Source organism: Scandinavium sp. NPDC088450 (assembly GCF_044900545.1).
GTDB lineage: Bacteria > Pseudomonadota > Gammaproteobacteria > Enterobacterales > Enterobacteriaceae > Scandinavium.
The window spans coordinates 418,509-438,611 of record NZ_JBJDNI010000001.1 but is presented as its reverse complement, the minus strand read 5'-3'; the positions used below and the strand labels follow the sequence as shown (position 1 = coordinate 438,611).

Annotated in this window: 13 protein-coding genes and 1 pseudogene; 12 read left to right on the top strand and 2 right to left on the bottom strand. The window is 48.9% G+C overall.

All coding sequences use genetic code 11. The features are described 5' to 3' along the window. Positions 1–365: 365 nt before the first annotated feature. The 11 genes from ACI2I2_RS02020 to ACI2I2_RS01970 all read left to right on the top strand — a co-directional run bounded on the left by ACI2I2_RS02020 (position 366) and on the right by ACI2I2_RS01970 (position 17,102). Positions 366–1,577: a fimbrial protein gene (locus ACI2I2_RS02020; protein ID WP_404656369.1), complete on the top strand. Its 1,212-nt coding sequence runs from the start codon at positions 366–368 to the stop codon at positions 1,575–1,577. A gap of 65 nt (positions 1,578–1,642) precedes the next feature. After that, on the top strand, positions 1,643–2,572 hold the full coding sequence (locus ACI2I2_RS02015) for a LysR family transcriptional regulator (protein ID WP_404656368.1): 930 nt from the start codon (positions 1,643–1,645) through the stop codon (positions 2,570–2,572). A 32-nt stretch (positions 2,573–2,604) separates the two neighbouring features. After that, positions 2,605–3,465, top strand: coding sequence for a LysR family transcriptional regulator (locus ACI2I2_RS02010; protein WP_404656367.1), 861 nt, complete (start codon positions 2,605–2,607; stop codon positions 3,463–3,465). A 370-nt stretch (positions 3,466–3,835) separates the two neighbouring features. Further along, positions 3,836–5,020, top strand: a complete 1,185-nt coding sequence (locus ACI2I2_RS02005) for a fimbrial protein (RefSeq protein ID WP_404656366.1) — start codon at positions 3,836–3,838, stop codon at positions 5,018–5,020. A gap of 385 nt (positions 5,021–5,405) precedes the next feature. Next, positions 5,406–12,077, top strand: a complete 6,672-nt coding sequence (locus ACI2I2_RS02000) for an autotransporter outer membrane beta-barrel domain-containing protein (protein WP_404656364.1) — start codon at positions 5,406–5,408, stop codon at positions 12,075–12,077. 55 nt (positions 12,078–12,132) lie between these two features. Continuing rightward, positions 12,133–13,080, top strand: a complete 948-nt coding sequence (locus ACI2I2_RS01995) for a LysR family transcriptional regulator (RefSeq protein WP_404656363.1) — start codon at positions 12,133–12,135, stop codon at positions 13,078–13,080. Positions 13,081–13,104: 24 nt separating this feature from the next. After that, positions 13,105–13,968: a LysR family transcriptional regulator gene (locus ACI2I2_RS01990; RefSeq protein ID WP_404656362.1), complete on the top strand. Its 864-nt coding sequence runs from the start codon at positions 13,105–13,107 to the stop codon at positions 13,966–13,968. Between the two features lie 339 nt (positions 13,969–14,307). Next, the gene (locus tag ACI2I2_RS01985; protein ID WP_404656361.1) at positions 14,308–15,360 is read left to right on the top strand and encodes a DUF4331 family protein; all 1,053 of its coding nucleotides are present in this window, start codon (positions 14,308–14,310) and stop codon (positions 15,358–15,360) included. Then, positions 15,357–16,172 (top strand): DUF4198 domain-containing protein, encoded by an 816-nt coding sequence (locus ACI2I2_RS01980; RefSeq protein WP_404656360.1) that lies wholly within the window; start codon positions 15,357–15,359, stop codon positions 16,170–16,172. The genes ACI2I2_RS01985 and ACI2I2_RS01980 overlap by 4 nt, the downstream gene beginning before the upstream one ends. Then, a complete protein-coding gene (locus ACI2I2_RS01975; RefSeq protein ID WP_404656359.1) occupies positions 16,169–16,744 on the top strand; it encodes a HupE/UreJ family protein in 576 nt (191 codons plus the stop codon). The genes ACI2I2_RS01980 and ACI2I2_RS01975 overlap by 4 nt, the downstream gene beginning before the upstream one ends. A 28-nt stretch (positions 16,745–16,772) precedes the next feature. Continuing rightward, complete coding sequence (locus ACI2I2_RS01970; protein ID WP_404656358.1) at positions 16,773–17,102, top strand: cupin domain-containing protein; 330 nt, start codon at positions 16,773–16,775, stop codon at positions 17,100–17,102. Between the two features lie 119 nt (positions 17,103–17,221). Here ACI2I2_RS01970 and ACI2I2_RS01965 read toward each other — a convergent pair whose 3' ends face one another. Beyond that, positions 17,222–18,073 carry a mechanosensitive ion channel domain-containing protein gene (locus tag ACI2I2_RS01965; protein WP_404656357.1) on the bottom strand — a complete coding sequence of 284 codons (852 nt, stop codon included), beginning with the start codon at positions 18,071–18,073 and terminating at the stop codon, positions 17,222–17,224. 45 nt (positions 18,074–18,118) lie between these two features. After that, positions 18,119–18,511 (bottom strand): YidB family protein, encoded by a 393-nt coding sequence (locus tag ACI2I2_RS01960; RefSeq protein ID WP_404656356.1) that lies wholly within the window; start codon positions 18,509–18,511, stop codon positions 18,119–18,121. 1,043 nt (positions 18,512–19,554) lie between these two features. Here ACI2I2_RS01960 and ACI2I2_RS01955 point away from each other — a divergent pair. Then, positions 19,555–19,890, top strand: a pseudogene (locus ACI2I2_RS01955) (porin); the annotation flags it as partial. Positions 19,891–20,103: the final 213 nt, after the last annotated feature.

The following is a 20,103-nucleotide window of genomic DNA, read 5'->3' as shown; positions in this document are numbered from 1 at the left end:
GGCAACATTGCATTGATATTCTTGCAGGCAGGTGAGGGCCGATATCATTGTTATTGATTCTGATACTAACGCCGCAACGGGCATTGATGTTCAGTTAGGCTACGCTACCGATATTAGTACCAGCCCAACGCAACCTCTTGAAAAATGATTAGTAGGGTCGGCTGGGGGTATTTAAACCCCAACGAATGGAAGAAGCTAATTTAAAATTCCACTGGCACTCGGCTATTATCAAACTGCAGATCAGGTTACGCCTGGGGAAGCCAATGCTAAAGTGATCTTCAATATTGATTATAAGTAATGTGCGGTAATGTCAATGCGTGCAAGGGCCTGTAACTAATTCAACCAATATAATTGAGTAGATGATAATGCGATGGGTGAAAATTAAATTTATGATTATGCCTTTTCTGGAAAAGGTAAGCGTGACGTTTAGTTTGATGGGCGACATACACAAGAGAAATACACTGTCATGCACAATGTTTATTGTGTTGGTCACGCTATCTCCCCATGCTTTCGCTTCATGTTACTTCGATCCTGACTCACCGGTGCAACAGCAAGTTAATATAACCGTGCCGTTGCAAGTGTCCAGGGTAACGGTAGGGCCCGATTATCCTGTAGGTTCTGTAGTGTATCGGCAGGAATATAAACCCGCCTTCGCGAGTGGGAAGAATATTCGAATAACTTGCGACAGCAAGGGGGTATTTAATATTTATAAATCGTACGCTTCGACCCCAGAAAAATTATCATCATGGAATGGGGAGCCTTATGCCGGTAAAGTCTATGAAACTGGGATGCCGGGGCTGGGTGCTGTGGTGACCTATAGTGGGTATTCCTATGTTAACGGGACACCCTTTCCGAATGAGGTACAGGCCTGTGCCCCCGCAGTGGAGAACACTTCATGTGATGTGCCAAACGGGCATTTCGGGTTTGTTATTACCGTCATAAAAACAGGCCCGGTGACACCTGGCGTCTTAAATGGCGCTACGTTACCCTGTCCGAAAATAGCGATGGGAATGGCTGGAAACGAAGTTCCTGTAGTGAACGCCTGTTTCAGTGGGGCTGTGACCGTCGTGTCGAACACCTGCCAGACCCCGGATGTCTTCGTTAATTTAGGTACCCATGATACAGCAGAGTTTTCAGGTAAGGGCTCCGCCACGCCCTGGGTTAATGCCAGTATTCAGTTGAAAAACTGCCCAGTATTTTATGGCGAGAACCGCTTTGGCGGGGCATGGTCGGAAGACGGAACCTATTCACCAGACTCACATTCCTCAGCCAATCAGGTCTGGTATACATTGCGTCCCGTTCAAAGTGTGATCGACAATGCTCAGGGTATAATGAATATCGATCAATCTGTAGAGAATGCCGCCAAGGGGATCAGTATTCAAGTTGCCAGTGGAGATAAAGACTCTCCAGTGGCCGTGGAATTTGGTACAGGCTTCTCTCTGGATTTGCCATCAGATGGAAGCCAAAATATCGTTATTCCCTTAGTCTCACGCTATATTCAGACAGCGTCTTCAGTTAGGGACCTAAAGCCTGGCCTGGCAAACGGTCAAATAACATTTTTGATTAATTATTATTAATACATTTTGTAAATCACGAGATCTTAGAGTTTTATTTATTTCTTCTGAGTATAATGAGATGCGCTATGATAAAAGAAATCGATCTGAAATTATTAAAGGTTATCCATACCATCGTAACAACGGGTACGGTTACCGAGGCAGCGAGAACGCTTAAGCAAAGTGCAGGAAATATTAGCTACCAGCTCAGCAAAGCACGGGAGTTAACCGGTGCACATTTGTTTATCAGAACGCGCGAAGGGATGAAGCCAGATGCTACTGCCCTTGAGCTGAGTGAGCGTTACCGCCAGTTTGAAGAGCGTGATGGCTTGTCTCTTGAGTTACCCACGGAAGATGTGATTCGTAGCGCTCTGCATATTAACACCTATTCATTGCTGGAGATGATGTTGGCGATCTCGGCATGTGACGCTCAAAAAAAAGATACTTCTCTTCGCTATATCTTTCACTCTTATATATCTGCACCAGAGGAGCGCCTGACCCGGCTCAGAAATAAAACGGTGGATATCGATATTGGCAATAAACTTCCGGTGGATCCTTCTGTCACCGCCATAAAACTGTTCACTTCAAACGTTTCAGTGCTAAGGGGGCAACACAATCAGCAGCAAGAACCTTTAAATATGGAACTGTTATGTTCCGCGCGACATGCTATTTGGTCGGCGTTGCCGGACTACTATGCTGCGAGCGTAGAGGGAGCCATGACGATGTCTTCTTTTATGCATTCCCGTGATATTGCAGTCGTCTCTGGCAGCATGATTAATATGGTCTCGCTCTGTGCCTGTAGCCAGTATGTCATGCTCATCCCAGAATTTTTCTCCTCGATGATAGAGAAAAACTTTTCGGTTAAATGCCTGCCGACGCCTGATGAGTTAGATATCCGCTACGACTGTTATTTGCACTACGCCACAAAACCGGAAAAGGAAGTTGGGATGCTTGATGCTATCCATGAAATCGTCGCCAGTATGGCCCGCAATAAACCTTGCTACGAGGCCGTTCCATGACGCCCTCAGAGAATAGCGAGAAGGGTGGCGCTATGAATAATATCAGCCTGGTTGCTTTAAAAGTGGTGGACGCGGTGATAGAGCATAAATCTGCGGTGGCAGCGGGACTTAAGCTCAATATTTCGCCCTCCAGTATCAGCTACATCCTTAAAAAGCTGAGAGAAGAGACGCAGCAGACTTTGTTTATCCGGACCCGATGGGGGCTGGTACCCGATCGCTATGCTCTCGAATTGCAGAAGAAGTACAGAGAGATCCGGATGTTGAGTGACAGTCGCCGGGAGTACATTGTCACGACTTATTCCCCGGTAGAATTGTTGATTGGCATGCGTATTCAGTCACTTGCACTGGATGATATTTTTCTGCGGTTTCAGGGAATGCCGGATACGCCGGAAGAAAGACTCAGAAATATTCGGCACCGCTCGGTGGACATCGATATTGGAAGCCGGCTGCCTACAGATAACGCTATCGTCAGCTTTCCTTACCTGATGTCAGGTATGTGCGTGATGGTGAGTAAACATCACCGGTCAGTCGGCGAGAGTTTCACGAAAAGTGACTGGTATGACAATCGGCATATTACCTGGCTGCGGGGCAACGACGATCTTTCAGAGACCATTGCCAATCTCGACAAGAATCGCGAGGTGTTCGAGAGCAGGGTGATTGCCTGTGAAAGTACCAGTTTATTAGCCATGTCGCATTTGTGCGCTTATAGCGACAACATTATGCTTTTGCCTGAGATCTTTGCTCCTTCACTAGAGAATATATTCCCTGTGAATACATTTCCGATGCCCTGGGATATTCCCTTGCAGTTTCGTTGTCATATTCACTACCATCGGGAGACAGGCAGAAATCCTAACACTGAGCGTCTAATCAAGCTATTTGATGATTTGATTTAACGGGTCATTAAGATGAAAGCGTCTACAGTATGCCTGCTATTTTCTGTGGCCTTATTTACGGAGTTCCTTGCTTTAGCCAACAATCTGGTGGATAGCATAGTGCAGATAAGGAGCGGTCCACAGGCGGATTATGATCCCCTTAAAAACTGTCTTTTCAAAAAATATCTTTATCCCGAGGGAGCCACAATTAAGGAGGCGGGGGCTTGTTAACATGCTCAAAGAAAAAAGAATGATTTTTATATGACCTGGGAGCAGTGAGTTGCCCATCATTTATTATTGTTACTTTCTTTTTAGACGGTCAGCTAAAACTGATTAAAAATTAATGGTGGAATTATCCACCTGCATTGAGTGAATGTCTGGAGTTCTTGTTATGAATGAAGCTACGTCTTATGTCATGGGCGGTAACAAAAAACGGGTCAGGATTGCAGCGATTATCCGGCTAGGGTTAATGGTTATTTTGTCCGGGAATGCAATGTCAGCGATGGCGGACACAACCTGCAAAAATTCCGCGATATATCCAGCACAAACGCTAGTGCCCAGCATGAATGTGCCTGCCGTTTATACCGGCAATGATCTGCCGGTGGGGAGCACTCTTTATCGGGCAAAAATGACCCTTAGCACTAACGTAGGGGTTAGCTGCGACGCTGCCTACACTCTCAGCAGCATCTTGTCTGTCTCGCAAGAAATGGCTGGGACGCCCGTGACAATGAGTACTGTCTATGGGTCTGGGCCGGTCTACCCAACCAATGTGCCGGGTATAGGTGTGGCGGTATGGGCAGCGTCACCAGCAGGAGGGAATGTCTTATTTTCAAAATCTTCCCCCGCTGATTATGTCAAATTTCAGAGGGACAGCGCTGGCGATGTAGGACAAAAACAGGCGATAAATGTGTCACTGATTAAAACAGGGGCGATAGCCTCAGGAAGTGTGGTCAATGCGACTTCCTTTCCTCATATCGTCTGGAGCATACCTGCTGCTTCAGGCTATTCGGGGCTGCCACTGACCCTACTGGAGTACAGTTTCACAGGCACGCTCTCTTATATTACTCAGACGTGCACTACGCCTGATGTTAACGTTAAGCTGGGTCAATATGAGATAGCGAAATACTTCACGGGCCAAGGTTCATCGACGCCGTGGATTGACGCCTCTATTGTGATGACTAATTGCCCGACCTTCTCCGGTTACCATGCCGATGGAGCCACTATTCAGACCGTGCTCAACGCTGAGGCTGCCCGCGGCACCACGCTTAAGGCGAATTTTCTGTCGGTATCATTGTCACCCGTCAATCCCGTCACCAACAACATTATTGGGTTGGATGCGAGCGATAACTCGGCAACTGGCGTGGGCATTCAATTGGGATATTCGACTGATGTCGATGCTAACACGGCAGTGCCTGAAAAACTGTGGACCAATGGGAGTTCCTGGGATGTCAACCTACCTGCGGATGGTCGCTCTACGGTAAAAATTCCGCTCTCAGCTCGTTATTATCAGAATGCTGAAAAAGTCACTCCAGGAAAGGCAAGTGCCAAAGTAGTCTTTCAGATCGACTATAAATAACAGCTATTTCATAAAAAATAGGGTGCACATTGCTTCATGCTGAAAGGCTATCAACAGCTAGCGTCAGTACAGTTGCATTTCGGTATTGTTGTCGCGGGCGAAAAATACCGAGAAAGTTCTCATCTATTACTCCTCGACTGACCTTGAAAGAATAAAATCTGGTCCTGCGGAGAAATTTTTCCTGTTGCAATCTGCTTTCTTGATGATTTTAGTAATTAAAATCCAAATTTTAGATTTTTAAAATTCACAATGTCGATTTTACAAGCCATATACAGTTTTTCTTCCTTTACAATGTTTTTTAATAAACATGTTTGTATGAATTCGCATCACATTGAAATTTCTTTCCAGGTTGTGGTGCGGCAGGCCAAATGCCAGGGGAGGCAAATTGAACAGAACTTACAAAGTGATCTGGTGCGAGGCGACCCAAAACTGGGTTGTCACCAGTGAATTAGCAGCAGGGAAAAAGAAGCTCAAAACCTCGCGGTCTGCCAAAATGTGGCAAGCCGCATGCTTGTTAGGCGGTGCGGTTACTTCATTTTCGGGGAGCGCTGCCGACATTGATCTCTCGACAACAGACCCCGCCACGCAGACCTGGGTCTTCACCGGGAACGATAACCTCATTCAGGGATCTGGCAGTGGCTTTAAGGCGCTTGCACGAGGCGACACAGGCTACACCTCGATGACTCTCGCACAGGCGAGAGACGCAGGATTGCTGACTTCAGGAAGCGAGTATGTAGACAGTGAGAATCTGTCCATGGGTAGCCGAACTCAAATTATCACCTACACAGACCCTGTCACTCACACCAAACAAACGTTAAATGCTTATGATAACAATACGATGAGCGCTAAAACGTTGGATGGGGTCACTTACGCATTTTCTCACGATGTCGGCCCAACGGGGCAATATCTGGACAAAAGTATCTATTCCGTTGCAACGGGGGCGAATTTAACCGTCAATGTGGGCGAAACGGACTCCAACTGGGCGGCCAATGCGGCTAATAAAGTTAACGTCATTCTTAAAGGGAGTTCCCCTGATGGCGTCACGGCATCGGTATTTTCCGTTGACCAGGGGGGGACTCTTAATTACGACTCTAAAACACAGGTTGCGTTAGGTAATTATAGAAACGTTAACTCTTCAACATCAGGGGCCATAACTTCGATAGCCACCTATGCGGGTGAGGTGGACAGTAAAATTGGCCATTTTTCCATTTACAGTTTGGCCGATTTTCAGAACTATAATACAGCCCTGATTACTGCTGTAGAGAAGGGCGAATTAAGCTCGGCAGAGTATGTTACTGAGTTAGTCAAAGGCCATACGCCAACGATTTATTTCAAATACGCTGATTCGACTACCGCAGGGGATCCGGTTAATGCGAATGTCGGCCCAACACATATTGCCTATCTGAAAGCAAAAGGCGCAGATGCGCAGATTAACCTTAACCCTGATTCAATTATCCAGCTCGTCGCCACGGATGCTTCGCTGGTGAGCCTGGAACAGGGCGCAGTATTAAACAACAGTGGTTCACTTGCCTCGCTGAAAAATAGCCAGTTTGGGTCTTATGTGGTGAATGCCACGACGGGCTCGACCGTGCACAACGTCAGTGCAGGTGTGATTAACGTAAACGCCGATGCTGATGCAACGATGAATACGGGGCTGGCTACCGGTGTTTATGCGACGGATTCCACGTTCATTAATGATGGTGTCATAAATGTTGCGACACTGGCATCGCATACGGGCAACGTTGGCGTCAGGCTTTATGGCAGTAGCAACGTCGAGAACAATGGCAATATCAACCTTGCCACCACGGCTCAAACTGCAGGCGTCAGTGGCATCTACGAGGTTGGCGCGCAGATCATGGGGTCCAGTACGATGACCAATAAGGGCCTGATTGCCATTGGTCGCAGCGGCCAGACTTCTCTGACTGATGATACTACCGACGTGGATGTCGTCGTTCCGGGCGCCACCGCAGTTTACGTGGGGGAGACTGGAAAATTCATCAATGCAGCGCAAGGGAATATTACTCTCGGGAGTAAAACTCAGGGCGCTATTGCCATTCAGGTTCAAGGGAGCGATGCGCAGGTTGACCAACAGGGAACGATCACCCTGGAGAACAACGGCTTGTCCGGAGGGAAAATCCCGGCGCAATCCATAGCGCTTGATGTGAGCAATGGCGCCAATCAGGTCATCAACAGCGGCACCCTTAATCTTAATGGTATCAATACCATTGGGCTCAACGTTCAGGCAGGAAGCCAGGCGACCCACTCCGGTAAAATTGTCGTGACTCAGGGAGTGGATAGCCTAACCAAAACGGCGAACTACGGTATTCGTGTTCAGGGAGAGGATGCCGTGGCAAGCATCACCAGCGGGGGGGAAGTTGACCTCAGTGGCGATGGGGCTATAGCTGTTTACGCTAAAGATGGTGGAAAGGTGGCTATTGATGGGGGCAACATCAACTTTATCAGCGGTCAGAACCAACTGGGCTATCTGATTTACGGCGTCGGTTCTTCTGTCTCATCCCAAAATTCGATTCAGGATGTCTCAACCACAAACTCCACCCTCTACCGCATTGATGGCGGGGCGAAATACTCTTCCAACGGTGCTGATTTAACGGGAAGCGGCCAGAACAGCACTCTACTGCTTTCCACCGGTAATGGCAGCGATATCAACACCAGCGGCATGACCCTCACCGCCAGCGGTACTGGCGCTACGGCTGTAAAAGTTGAAGGCGGTGGTCATGCCACTATTGATGCAAGCACCTTAATTAACCTCACCGGGACGGGGTCCGTGGCGGGAAGCGTGCAGGGAGCATCGACCACGATTTACGGTGATGACAGCGCGGCTGGAGACTCTGTCCTCGACAGTTCAGCTGTCCTGACCAGTATGGGTAGCGTGGCTCCCGGCGCGATGGGGTACAAAGTCGCAAGCGGCGGTACGCTGAACAATGATGGTTCCCTGGATGTAAACGGTATTGCAGTAGATATCATCGGCGCTAACTCCGCCGTTAATAATACGGGCCTGGTAGCAGCCACTGACGGAATTGCGGCTTATCGTTTATCTAACGGCGCTTCTCTGGCGCTGAGTGGGGCGGGGGCGACCAAAGCGGCAGGCACTGCTAACGGGATCTTACTGGATACAGGAGCAGCGGGGCTGACCGTGAAGGATACCATTATCACCATGGATGCTATGGGGACAGGTAATGGCATTGAGAACAAAGCCGAAATCGCCGGGATCCAGCTCACCAATACCACCCTCAATGTGGGCAACGGTGCGGGAGTAAGGACGTCGGCTACGCTGGCGCAAACCAACAGCGGTACCCTTAATGTCAACGGTTCTGGTACCGGCCTGCTCTTCCAGAACGCTGACGGTTCGATGACCAACAAAGCCTACGATATGTCTGGCTCACAGGACCTGGTCATTAATGTCAACAGTGCCGATGGCAAAGGGATGACCACCAATACCTCAGGGGATATCAAATTTGGCGTCAGTATCAATGTGCGTGATAGCGCAGGAGGCTCTGCCCTGGTCATTGGCGGGCAGACGGCATCGGTCGAGCAGTCCGGTCATATTCATTCAGCCTCTTCGGTCAAGATGGTTGACATTAACAACGGCTACACCGGCAAATTTACCAACAGCGGTACGATTGCTTCTGATTCGGCCAATGCTGTGGTGATGGCGGTGTATCAGCAGGCGGTTGCCTTCACTAACGCTGCAGGTGGCGTATTAGCGGGGGCGGTGAAGTTGCTCAACGGAAACAACTCCGTGACTCTGGCACACGGCAGCCAGGCGGACAGTGTGTTCACCACTGGCACCGGCGATGACACCTTTAATCTGACGGATATCACCGCTAGCGAAAACGAAGCGCTGTTCAACACCCTGGATGGCGGGGGAGGTCACAACTCTCTCAATCTTGATAACTCGGTCTACACCCTCTCTGACGCGAGCAAAATCCAGAATATGAGCGGCGTCAAACTGACCAACAACTCCAGCTTTACACTCGACAAAACCCAGTTGGATCTGACGGCAACGGATGCAGACTGGAACATCGATAGCAGCAGTATGCTTGCGATAAACGACAGTGCTGATATGGATTTCGCCAGCCACCTGAAGGGCAATGGCCTGGTGAAAATAGATCTCAGCAGTGCGGAGAATACTTTCTCGTTCAGCGACAACAACAAAGCCGATGGTTTTGCCGGTACCGTTGAGTTGACTCACAGCCACTTTGTGCTGGACGACGACACTACCGTCAACAATCAGGCGCTGGCAGACGCTACGCTAAAACTGGGTGAAGGAAGCGTCACCGATATCGCTAAAGGAACCCAGCAGATTGGCAGTCTGGCGTTTAATGGCGGTACCGCCGTGTTTGACACCGATACACTCGGAAAATCCGTGTCTGAGGCCTACGTTACAACCACGGGTAACCTGGACATCAGCGGCTCGGGGTCCATACAGCTGACCAGTGACAACCCGGTCTTCAACGGTCCAGTAATGCCGGATAATACCGTGAATATTCTGGCGCAGGATGATGGCGACATTTCCATGAAACTCGCCGACTCTACCGGAACGGTCTCAAACTACGGCGGGAATCTGCAGCTGCTGGACCGTAACGGTAAAGCAATCTCTGATTCGGTATCTACCACCATTGAGCAGAACGGCAAAACTGTGGCGAACGGTACCTACGATTATCGCCTGACCTCTGGTGAGAGCAATGATGGTCTGTATGTCAACTACGGCCTGACCAAAGTGGAACTGCTGACTGGCGAGGATGATGCGCTGGCCCTCAACGCAGAGGGTGCCACTGGTGCCACTGCTGACCTCAGTGCGCAGGTGACTGGCGCTGGTGATCTGGCTATTGATACCGGAACAGGTAATACCGTGTCGCTGTCGAATCTTAGCAACAATTACACCGGCAAAACCGATGTTCGTACTGGTAAGTTGCTGGCGAACAACAACAATGTGCTTGGGAATACCAGTGAACTCCATCAAGCCACCGGTACCACTGTCGACCTGAACGGATACAGCCAGACCGTCGGTATGTTGAACACCGATATCGGGGCTACCACTGATTTCAACGGCGGCTCACTGGCGCTGACCAACGGCGGTACGGTTAATGGCTCACTGACCGGTGCCGGGGCGCTGGCAGTCAATGGCGGTAACCTGACCGTAAATGGCGCGAATAGCGGTATGAGCGCGGTAACCAACATCGCCAGCGGTGCCACGGTGAACCTGAATGACATCACTGGTCTGGGCACGTCTGCCATTACCGATGATGGCCTGCTGGCGCTGAACGAAGGCGTACAGGGTGAGCTGGCTACCAGCATCACCGGCAGCGGTAATGTGGATAAAAACGGCAGCGGTCTGGTGACCCTGACGGCTGACGCGGCACAGTATTCCGGCACCACCAACGTCAACGCCGGCGGCCTGCAACTGGGCAGCAATGGTAACGACGTGATTCTGGCTTCCTCCAGCGTGAACGTGGCGGCAGGTAGCGTCTTCGGCGGCTACGGTGGTACTGCGGGCGATGTTAACAACAACGGTACCCTGACACTCGGTGGCTTGTCACCACAGCTGAAAGCCCTGCGTGCCAACGCAACTGAAGGTCAGACCTTCGTCGTCGGCAACAACCTGAGCAACAGTGGTGTGATTAACATCAGTTCGCCAGGTGCCAGCAATGCCGGCAATACCCTGCACGTTGTGGGCAACTATGCAGGTCACAACGGCACGTTGAACCTCAACACTGTGCTTGGTGGTGATGACTCGGTCACCGACAAACTGATGGTGGATGGTGATACCAGCGGTACGACTCAGGTTGCAGTCACTAACGCCGGCGGTAGTGGTGCGAAGACCCTGGACGGTATCGAAGTGGTCTCCGTCGGTGGAAGCTCTGACGGTAAGTTCACCAAAAAAGGGCGTATCGTGGCGGGCGCTTACGACTACGACCTGGAGAAAAAAGGCAGCAACTGGTACCTGACCAATAATAGTGCGACGCCAGTACCTCCGGTGCCAGATGATGGCGGTGACACACCAGATAATGGCGGTAACACACCGGACAATGGTGGCAATGATGACCATCATGACGTTCCGCAGGTGCGTCCAGAAGGCAAGGCTTACGCTGACACCCTCCTGGCGGCGAACACGATGTTCAACATGACGCTGCACGACCGTCTTGGTGAAACCCACTACGTCGATGCACTCACCGGACAGGAAAACGTGACCAGCCTTTGGCTGCGCCAGGTAGGTGGGCATTCCGGCTCCTATGACGGCAGCAGTCAGAACAAAACCGAAGCGAACCGCTATGTGGCGCAGTTGGGGGGTGACATTGCTCAGTGGAGTAGCAATAAGGATAACCGTTTCCATATCGGTGTGATGGGCGGCTATGCGAACCAGCACGGTAACACCCGCAACCATGTGAATGGTTACTCTGCGGACAGCTCTGTGAGCGGCTATAGCGCCGGTCTGTACGGTACCTGGTTCCAGGATGATGCCGAGAAAACGGGCGCTTATGTCGATAGCTGGATGCTTTACAACTGGTTTGACAACACCGTCAGCAGCAAAGGCGCTACATCTGAAAGCTACAAATCGAAAGGCCTGACCGCTTCCATTGAAACGGGTTACACCTGGAAGATGGGTGAGAAGAATGACCACGAGAGCTACTTCGTGCAGCCGCAGGCACAGGTGACGTGGATGGGTGTGAAAGCGCATGACCATCAGGAATCGAACGGAACCACCGTGCAGTTTGGTGGTGATGACAACGTGCAAACCCGTCTGGGTGCTCGTCTGTTCATCAAAGGTCATAACGCGAAGCTTGACGATGGCAAGAATCGTACATTCGAACCGTTTGTGGAAGCTAACTGGATCCACAACACCAAAGACTTCAGCGCAGGTCTGAACGGTGTGGCCGTGAAAGTGGCCGGTACCCGTGATATCGGTCAGTTGAAAGCCGGTGTGGAAGGCAAGCTGAACAACAACGTTAATCTGTGGGGGAACGTGGCGCAGGAAATGGGTGGCAAAGGCTACAGCGACACCCAGGCGATGATTGGTCTGAAAGTTAACTTCTGACAGTGAAAACTCCTCCCTTCGGGGAGGAGAGTAAAATGATAAAAGAGCGCTTCAAATGGACGATTTAGTCGACTTAAAAACTTTAGAAATAATACATATTCTTGTTCGTACGCAAAGCATAGCAAAAGCAGCGTTGGAAAAAGGCATTAAACCGGGTGCCATCTCCTACATTCTCAATAAAGCAAGGAAAGTTACCGGCCAGGTTCTTTTTGTGAGAACGAAAAATGGAATGATCCCCGATGCTACCGCAACTAAAATGAGTGAACATTATTTTCAACTTACTAATCGGCGGATCATGAATGGTGAAAATTCCTCGGCACAAAAACGTCAGGTCGTTTATCATAGAGCATTTTCACTCATGGAAATTATGTCGACGAGTCAAATTCTAAAGGATGAGTACGATTATCAAGCCCTGCATTCCTACCAGCCACAAACGAATTGTAATGAAGAGCGTTTGGCCGATCTTAAAAGCTTTAAGGTAAATATGGATGTAGGGGCTAAATTGCCGCCAGATCCCGCGATTCATCAAATAAAACTATTCTCAAGTAGGGTTTCAATTATTTTAAATAAACAGCATGGTTATCGGCAGGACCGATTAACTCTGGATGAATGGCTGGCATCAAAGCATGTGGTAAGGACGTCATTGTCTGATTACTATTGTGATAATGCCATCAAAGCCAGTGACTCATTTATTAATCTCAATAAACGCAATGTTGTTATGACTTCGGGCAGCCATATCAACATGGTGGCGTTTTGCTCGTCAACAGATTGTATTATGCTGGCTCCTGATTTTTACATTTTAAGCATGATGGACAGCTTTCCTGTTACCTATTTAAAAACGCCGCCTGAAATCGAGTTGAAGTATGACTGTTACATGCATATCCATGCGGGGATGGCAGAGGATAAGAACATAATGATTCAAATCGATGAGATTATCAGAGATTTCAATTCGTATGCAGACGCACATTTTTCACGAGAAAATGGAATTATTTCCTTACGGTAAATGGATGGAGTGTTTGAGGGATATATGAATAAGTTCAGTGTTAGACAGCTCAGCATAGTGGATTCTTTAATTAAAACGGGGAGCAGGGCGAAAACAGCACAGGATATTGGAGTGACACAAGCAACGATAAGCTATAGCTTAAAGCAAGTGTATAAAGTTTACCCACATGAACTCTTCAGGAAAGAAAGTAAAGTTCTGATGCCTACGCCTGAGGCTCTAAAATTACAAGAGCAGTATCAGGACCTGATGCAAACGCAGAATTCAAAGCAGGAGTTATTACTCTCTTGCGATGCAATTATAGAGCATGTGCTTATCCATTACCTCTACAAATTACAAAAAGAGATTATCCCGAAATTTATTACTGCAGAATCTGATGCTGAAAAACGGATAATGAAACTACGAAACAAAGTAATAGATCTGGATATCGGGAGTGCTTTGCCCAATGATACCTCCATCGTGTCTACACCCTTTCTGGAGTCAGCAATTTGCATCCTGGCCAGAGAGGGGCATCCCATCACTGAGGGCCAGGTTACTATGGAGCAATGGCTGAAATGTGGGCATGTCCGATGGAAATCTGATATAGAGCAAATTTCTTCATTCGTTCCCGATCTGGACGTGGATGCGCCTTTTATGCGTGACAGAAAAATTCGATACGAGAGCCATAACCTGCTTTCATTGGCCTTAATTTGCTCCCGCAGCGATTATATTATGCTTATTCCTGAGGTGTTTATAAAACCGCTAAAATCGTTCTATAAAATTACCGGTATCAATCTTCCCGATGAGATATCAATGAGTTTTAAGTGCTTTGCACATTATCACCGCTCACGCAAGGAAAAGGTTGCAAGCCTGTCGTTAAAACACGTTATGCGATATTGGGATGAAATATAAGCAATCAACTTTTTGTGGAATGAATACTCTGGTGAGCATAACCTGTATCTGGCGTAGAGAAATGTTTTTAAATGTGTGGAAGCGGTTTTATATTATGTAGCATTTAATCGCAAGAATCGGATGATAATAGTCATTGCGTGAATGATTTCACATTTTATTCCTTGTGTGGTTGAACGCTGTCCAGAGTAATGTAAAAAGATGAGGTCAACAGAAATACTATTGAGCGTGAAGTTCTCTGTGACGTTTTCGACGCTGTGGGGATTTTCATTTCTTTAAAAGTGAATTTATCCGCTTTACGATTTAACTATTCTTTATTATCCATTCAGGAAAGGCTTACTTATGTCTAAAAAAATAGTATTAGCCGCATTAATTGCCGCAGCAATTATTTCACCCCAAACCTATGCCAGCCATCATTTTGAAACGGCTATAGCCATCAAAAATCCATCGCTTAATCAACTGGATAATTTTGTTTTTCCTGCTAGAACCCCAGGCTATACAGCACTGGTTATGACAGTGAATAACTCACCAAAGGCCGGGGAGGCTGGTGTCTTTAATCCTGACGCGCTTTATAACATTCATATCGCCGAGTCGTCTGATTATAAGCAAGGTAAAACCTTCACCTTTAAGTTTGATCGCAGCGGTAAGGTTACGGTGTTCCAGGAAACCACGGCCGATAGCCAGGTGGGTGAAACGGGCAGTGCCTTGGGCCAGGTTGCGACTAATACTGCTGCAACATTGAGCAATGGCATCAAAATATGGACCGGGGCGGCTCAGGATCCTTTTGTCGGCAACTCTCCAGGTTTGCACCGCTTTCGCACTGAATTAGCTAAAGGGAAATATGACCCTGCGGTCTGGAAATCTGTGCAAGGTAAAAATATTTTTGCCGCGCGTAATTGCGGTGCCATCGTCATGGAAGTGCCCAATAAGTTATTGGCGGAGACTATTCAGGTTTATATGACCACCGATTTCAACAACGGCGAGAGCTGGAAACAGGTGCAATATTCCGCCAATCCTCTGTTCTCTCATACCATGCTTTTCGAAAATGACGCCCTCAAGCGTGAGCATGATGAGAGCCGTCCGCAAAACAGTGACGATATGAAACCGTTTGTCTCTGCGCGTACCGCACGGGCAAGTGCTCTGGCACATTCGCAAAAAGATCCCATCGCTTACGGCGACAAAGTTGCCAATCTGTTAGTACCTGACGTGCTGACTTATCGCGTCGGTGAAAAAGCTATTTTCAGCGCTGACCAACGTAACGGGCGCAGCATGGATGATGATGCGATGAGCGCCATGCTCAGCCTGTTGATAGGTCAGCCGACCGATCAGGCGGTGGCTAACCCGAAACGTTATAGCCAGGACTTCCCTTACGTTGTCCCTGTGACGCTGAAATGATGATGCTCAGGCGTACCTTACTGGCTTCGGCTCTTACGCTGTCTGCACTGTCGATCGGTCACGCACAGGCCCATGAATTTTGGATGGTTCCTCATGATGCGCAAAGCCATACGGGGGCGCAGGTGCTTTTCGAACTACGGATTGGCAGCGGGCTGCCTGGCAAGCAAACGCCGCGCATTCCAGGTCTGGTTGCAGAGTTTTCAGCCAGGGATGCTCAGGGACAGTTTTCGGTCAGTGGCCATGACAATTCGCTCGTTATTGGTCATTTCAAACCACGATCTGCGGGCGCGACCGTGGTGGCTTTGCAGACCAATCCAGCGCAGATAACGCTATCGGCCTCTGAGTTCGAAACCTATCTGCGTGAAGAAGGGCTTGAGAAGATCATTCAGCAGCGCCAGCGAGAAGGGGATTCGGATCAACCTGGGAGTGAACTCTATTCGCGCTTTGCAAAAAGCATTGTGCTGGTAGACGGGCACAGCGAGGGCTTTGATCGGAATGTAGGGCTGCCGCTGGAACTGATCCCACAAACGGAGCCTTTACAGTATAAGCCCGGGCAACAGTACCACCTGCGCCTGCTGCTGAATGGCAAGCCACTCGTTGGCACGCAGGTGAAAGCACAGTCTCAAGGCAAGCAGCGTTATTTCCTGAAAACCAGGACTGATGCGCATGGGGAAGTGGCTTTTGCGCTGCCCGAGTCCGGATTCTGGATTTTCAGTGCTGAAGAGATGACCGCCTCGCAGAGTCAGGATGCCGACTGGGATAGCCAGTGGGCCTCGGTGACGATGGCGATTGGGAAAAGGAAGGCTTCATGATACGACGTTGGCAAGGGGGAGCGGCTTCGGGCAGCTTGATGTTGCTGCCCACGTTGGCCTGGGCGCATGCAGGCAGCAGCGCCGGATGGCTGCATCCTCTCAGTGGCCTTGATCATCTTCTGGCAATGACCGCTGTGGGGGCCTGGAGTGTTCAAATTGGCGGGCGCGCGGTGTGGGCAGTACCAGGTGCGTTTGTCTGTTTTATGTTTTTGGGAGGCGTGATTGGTTTTGAGCATATCGAACTGCCGCTGACGGAAGTGGGGGTAGCCATGTCGGTAGTGTTGTTGGGTTTGGCGATTGCCCTTCGCCAGCGTCTGCCGCTTTTGGTGGCTGCGGGAGCGACTGCGCTATTTGGCATTTTTCACGGCTATGCCCACGGCTATGAAATGCCACTGATGCAAAACAAGGTTGTCTATACCGCGGGTTTTCTGGCGACGACGGCAACGCTTCATCTGGTAGGGGCCATAGGCGCGCATTTTCTGCAGAAAGTAAAACGTGGTGATGGCCTGCTGAGACTGTCCGGCGCGGCCTCTGCGCTATGTGGCCTGTGGCTTGTGATTAACGCAGTTTAAGTAACAACAAATAACAGGAAGGTGAAACATGACACAACACAACGATACCGTTCATTTTGGCGATGTAGCGATTCGGATCCTGACCAACAGCGATGAACTGACGGTGTCTGAATTGACACTGCCGGCAGGGGCAGTTGCCAGCGTGCATCAGCACCCTCATGAGGAAGTGAACTACGTAGTGAGCGGCGTACTGGATTTTATGTGCAACGGTGAAGTCACCACTTTGCATGCCGGTCAGGCGATTCGCATTCCTCCTGATAAACCTCATAACATCACTTGTCACAAAGAGGCTCCGGGCGTAGTTCTGACCGCATGGACGCCGTCCAGAAAGGATTTACTTGCCCGACTGGAAGACTAAACCTCAATGCCCGACAGTCGTCGGGCATTCGTCAGGCTATTGGGTTGAAGGTATCGTAAATTGGCCGGCTACCTCTTCGCCGGGTCGGTGAATCTCTGGTACAGGTTGAATAAAAGAAACTACTCTGAGTTTGCTTTCTCTGCGAAATGGAGATGCATATGCGGCCAGGGCATTGGAATGTTATTTTCATCCAGAGCATTTTTAATATTTTCCAGCAGATCAAAATAAATATCCCAGTACTGGCTGTTTTGCCCCCAAACTCTGATCACAAAATTCATGGACGTCGGGGTTAGTTCCATCATGCGGACGGTTACACCTTTCTCTTGAATAATTCTCGGGTCCTGCGTAATCACGGCAGTTATCACCTGTTTTACCTGAGAAACCACTGCTGAATTGGCGACACTGATGGAAAGATCGACCCGGCGAACTTTTTGACGGGTGAAGTTCGTGATTTCGCCGGCAATAATTTTACCGTTCGGTACCACCACGGTTTTATTGTCTGGCGTTGTCAGAGTAGTTGAGAAAATGTTTATCTCCTGAATGGTACCGGCAGCGGAACCGACCATGGCATATTCACCTACACGTATAGGGCGGAAAGTCACCAGCATCACGCCTGCGGCAAAATTAGCTAAAGAGCCCTGAAGAGCAAGACCAACAGCCAGCCCGGCGGCACCAATGATCGCCACGATTGAGGAGGTTTCTACTCCGATCCTTTGCAGCGCCGCTACGATAAAGATGATCATCAGCGCATAGCGTAAAAGAGCGCTGAAAAATTGTGTTACCGTATTATCAATACCCCGCTTAACCAGTACCTTTTTTAAGGCTTCCCCGGATATACGCGCGAGACAAATTCCGATCACAAATAGCAATATCGCTATCGTGAGATGACTGACGCCTGTCAATATCATAGATTTATGGGTTACTAGCCACGCCGTGAGCGAGTTGACAGTACGAGTTGCTTCTGAACTCATTATATTTTCCTTGATGATTTGTTATTTCTATAAAACAAAGAGGGCTCAGTGGCCGCACAGAATATCAATGCCATCGGCATAAAAATCATGGTCGGGTGAAAGTGGCAATTTACCCTTTATGGATAACCCATTCACTAGTCTGGGGAAGGTGGAAGCAAGTAACTGTGCGGCACCGGGAAGATCGGTATTGCACTCAATGGCCAGATTATCCAGTTCATCTGTGTTGATGATACTGAGAATTTGCTCAGGATAGAGAGTAAAGTTTTCACCCTTCTCCAGCCACGAGGCGACTGAATTATGGAGACCATGCTGCGATATCGCCTCCAGAAGAGCGGCAATACCACCGTAATGCTCAATCCACATTAAAATCGAAAAGTAGTCGCTTTCGGTCGCTACTTTTTCCATAAATTTACTATTTAACTGTTCGGAATAAAACATACGGCTTCACCGACTATTGCGTGCATAAAGGGATACTGGTTTTTAGTTAAAACCGGGCTGACAGGAATAGAGTAAAAGAGGAGGTATGGCAATGCGCAGGGTTGAGATAGTTTTTTTAAAGAAGTTAAAATAACTTTATATTCAGGAAGCTAGGTCATCTTATTTTTACGGCATGACCTGCTCCCCGTTGATTAAAAATGCTTTCTGCCGGACTTAGCAGTTCGACGTGGACAGGTTCGGGTATTTGTGAGTTTGGTGCCTGACCGAGGGGGTATGGGGCAGAACCAGACTATGAGGCGTTGATGACGTGGCGGCGCGCGTTCATCGTGATTGCTGTTCGCATAGGGAACGCCGGTGATATGCATCTTGCCAACGGTGCACGAACTATTCTGGCGAATTCACTCAGCGGATTGTGGAGTGATAAGAAGATGGGTTCAGTCCTAGTTGATGCCGCAAGTGCACTGCATACCCGTCTTCCCTGGGGGAGGGCTGGAAGGCTATTCGGACAAAACTGTATTTTATGCGTAAAGTTCCTCAGGTATCACCCGTTCTGCTTGAAACTCTTGATGCTCTGCAAAGGGAGCTCAGACCGAATGATTTGCTTTCCGGTATCCGCCTTTATGTTTTGAACAAAGGCCACCACAACTGGGTGCTTGATGACGAATTTAACCGAAATAGCCAAGACCGATATGATGAAGCATAAGAGCGATTGATGGCCAGGGCAGCGCAATTGGGGCGTGATTTTGCCGCTTCGACACTTTGTTTTCTGATCTGAGGCCCAATCTGTTCTCTTCTGAGTGGATGCCTTACAGGAGCGCATTTAGGCAGGGGCTTGCTCAGGGAACTGCGAGCCCTCGTGAAATCTGGCAATTGCTTATAAAGGAACTTGAACAGGATACTACTGAAAATAAAGATTTTTCGATATTTCTAGGCTTCATCGAAGTCGTAGATCGTATTAAAGAAGGCTGACTGAGAATCAGAGCGAAAATGCGGAAGCCTGGGCCATTTCATTGAAATATGATAATTAGTCATTCTATTTTGCGGCGACCTGGGGGGAAACACACAACCTGACGGCGCTTGGTGATGGCACGGTGGCGCAGAAAACAAAAAATATTGAGATTGTTGCGCAGTACCAGTTTGCGTCGGGGTTCCGTCCCTCTATCGCCTGGCTCCAGTCCGTGGCGTTCAGGCCGGAGCATCAACGCTTCGACAGGGTGAAGTATCTCGATCTGGCGCTGTTTTATGATATCAACGACCAGTTTACTATTTATGTCGACCATAAAGTTAATAGGTTGAAAGGCGGAGCGGATGCTGCGAGCACGTATAAGCTGAGCAGTGCTAACGTCACCGCAACCGGGATGGTTATCACTTCTGAATGACTTTTCCCCCAAGGGCAATAGTAGACTAACTACAGATGGTTAATTGCAAAGGTGGCAGACACTCATTGATATGGGAAAAGCAGGACCCGATCCATAATTGTTGGAATACTCAATACAATGCGAAGCTCTGTCGATATTCCATTTTTGCAGAATACATTCGAGTAATGAACTGTCTGGTGCCGAATATGGTTGCTCTGCAAGTCTGGTTCTGAA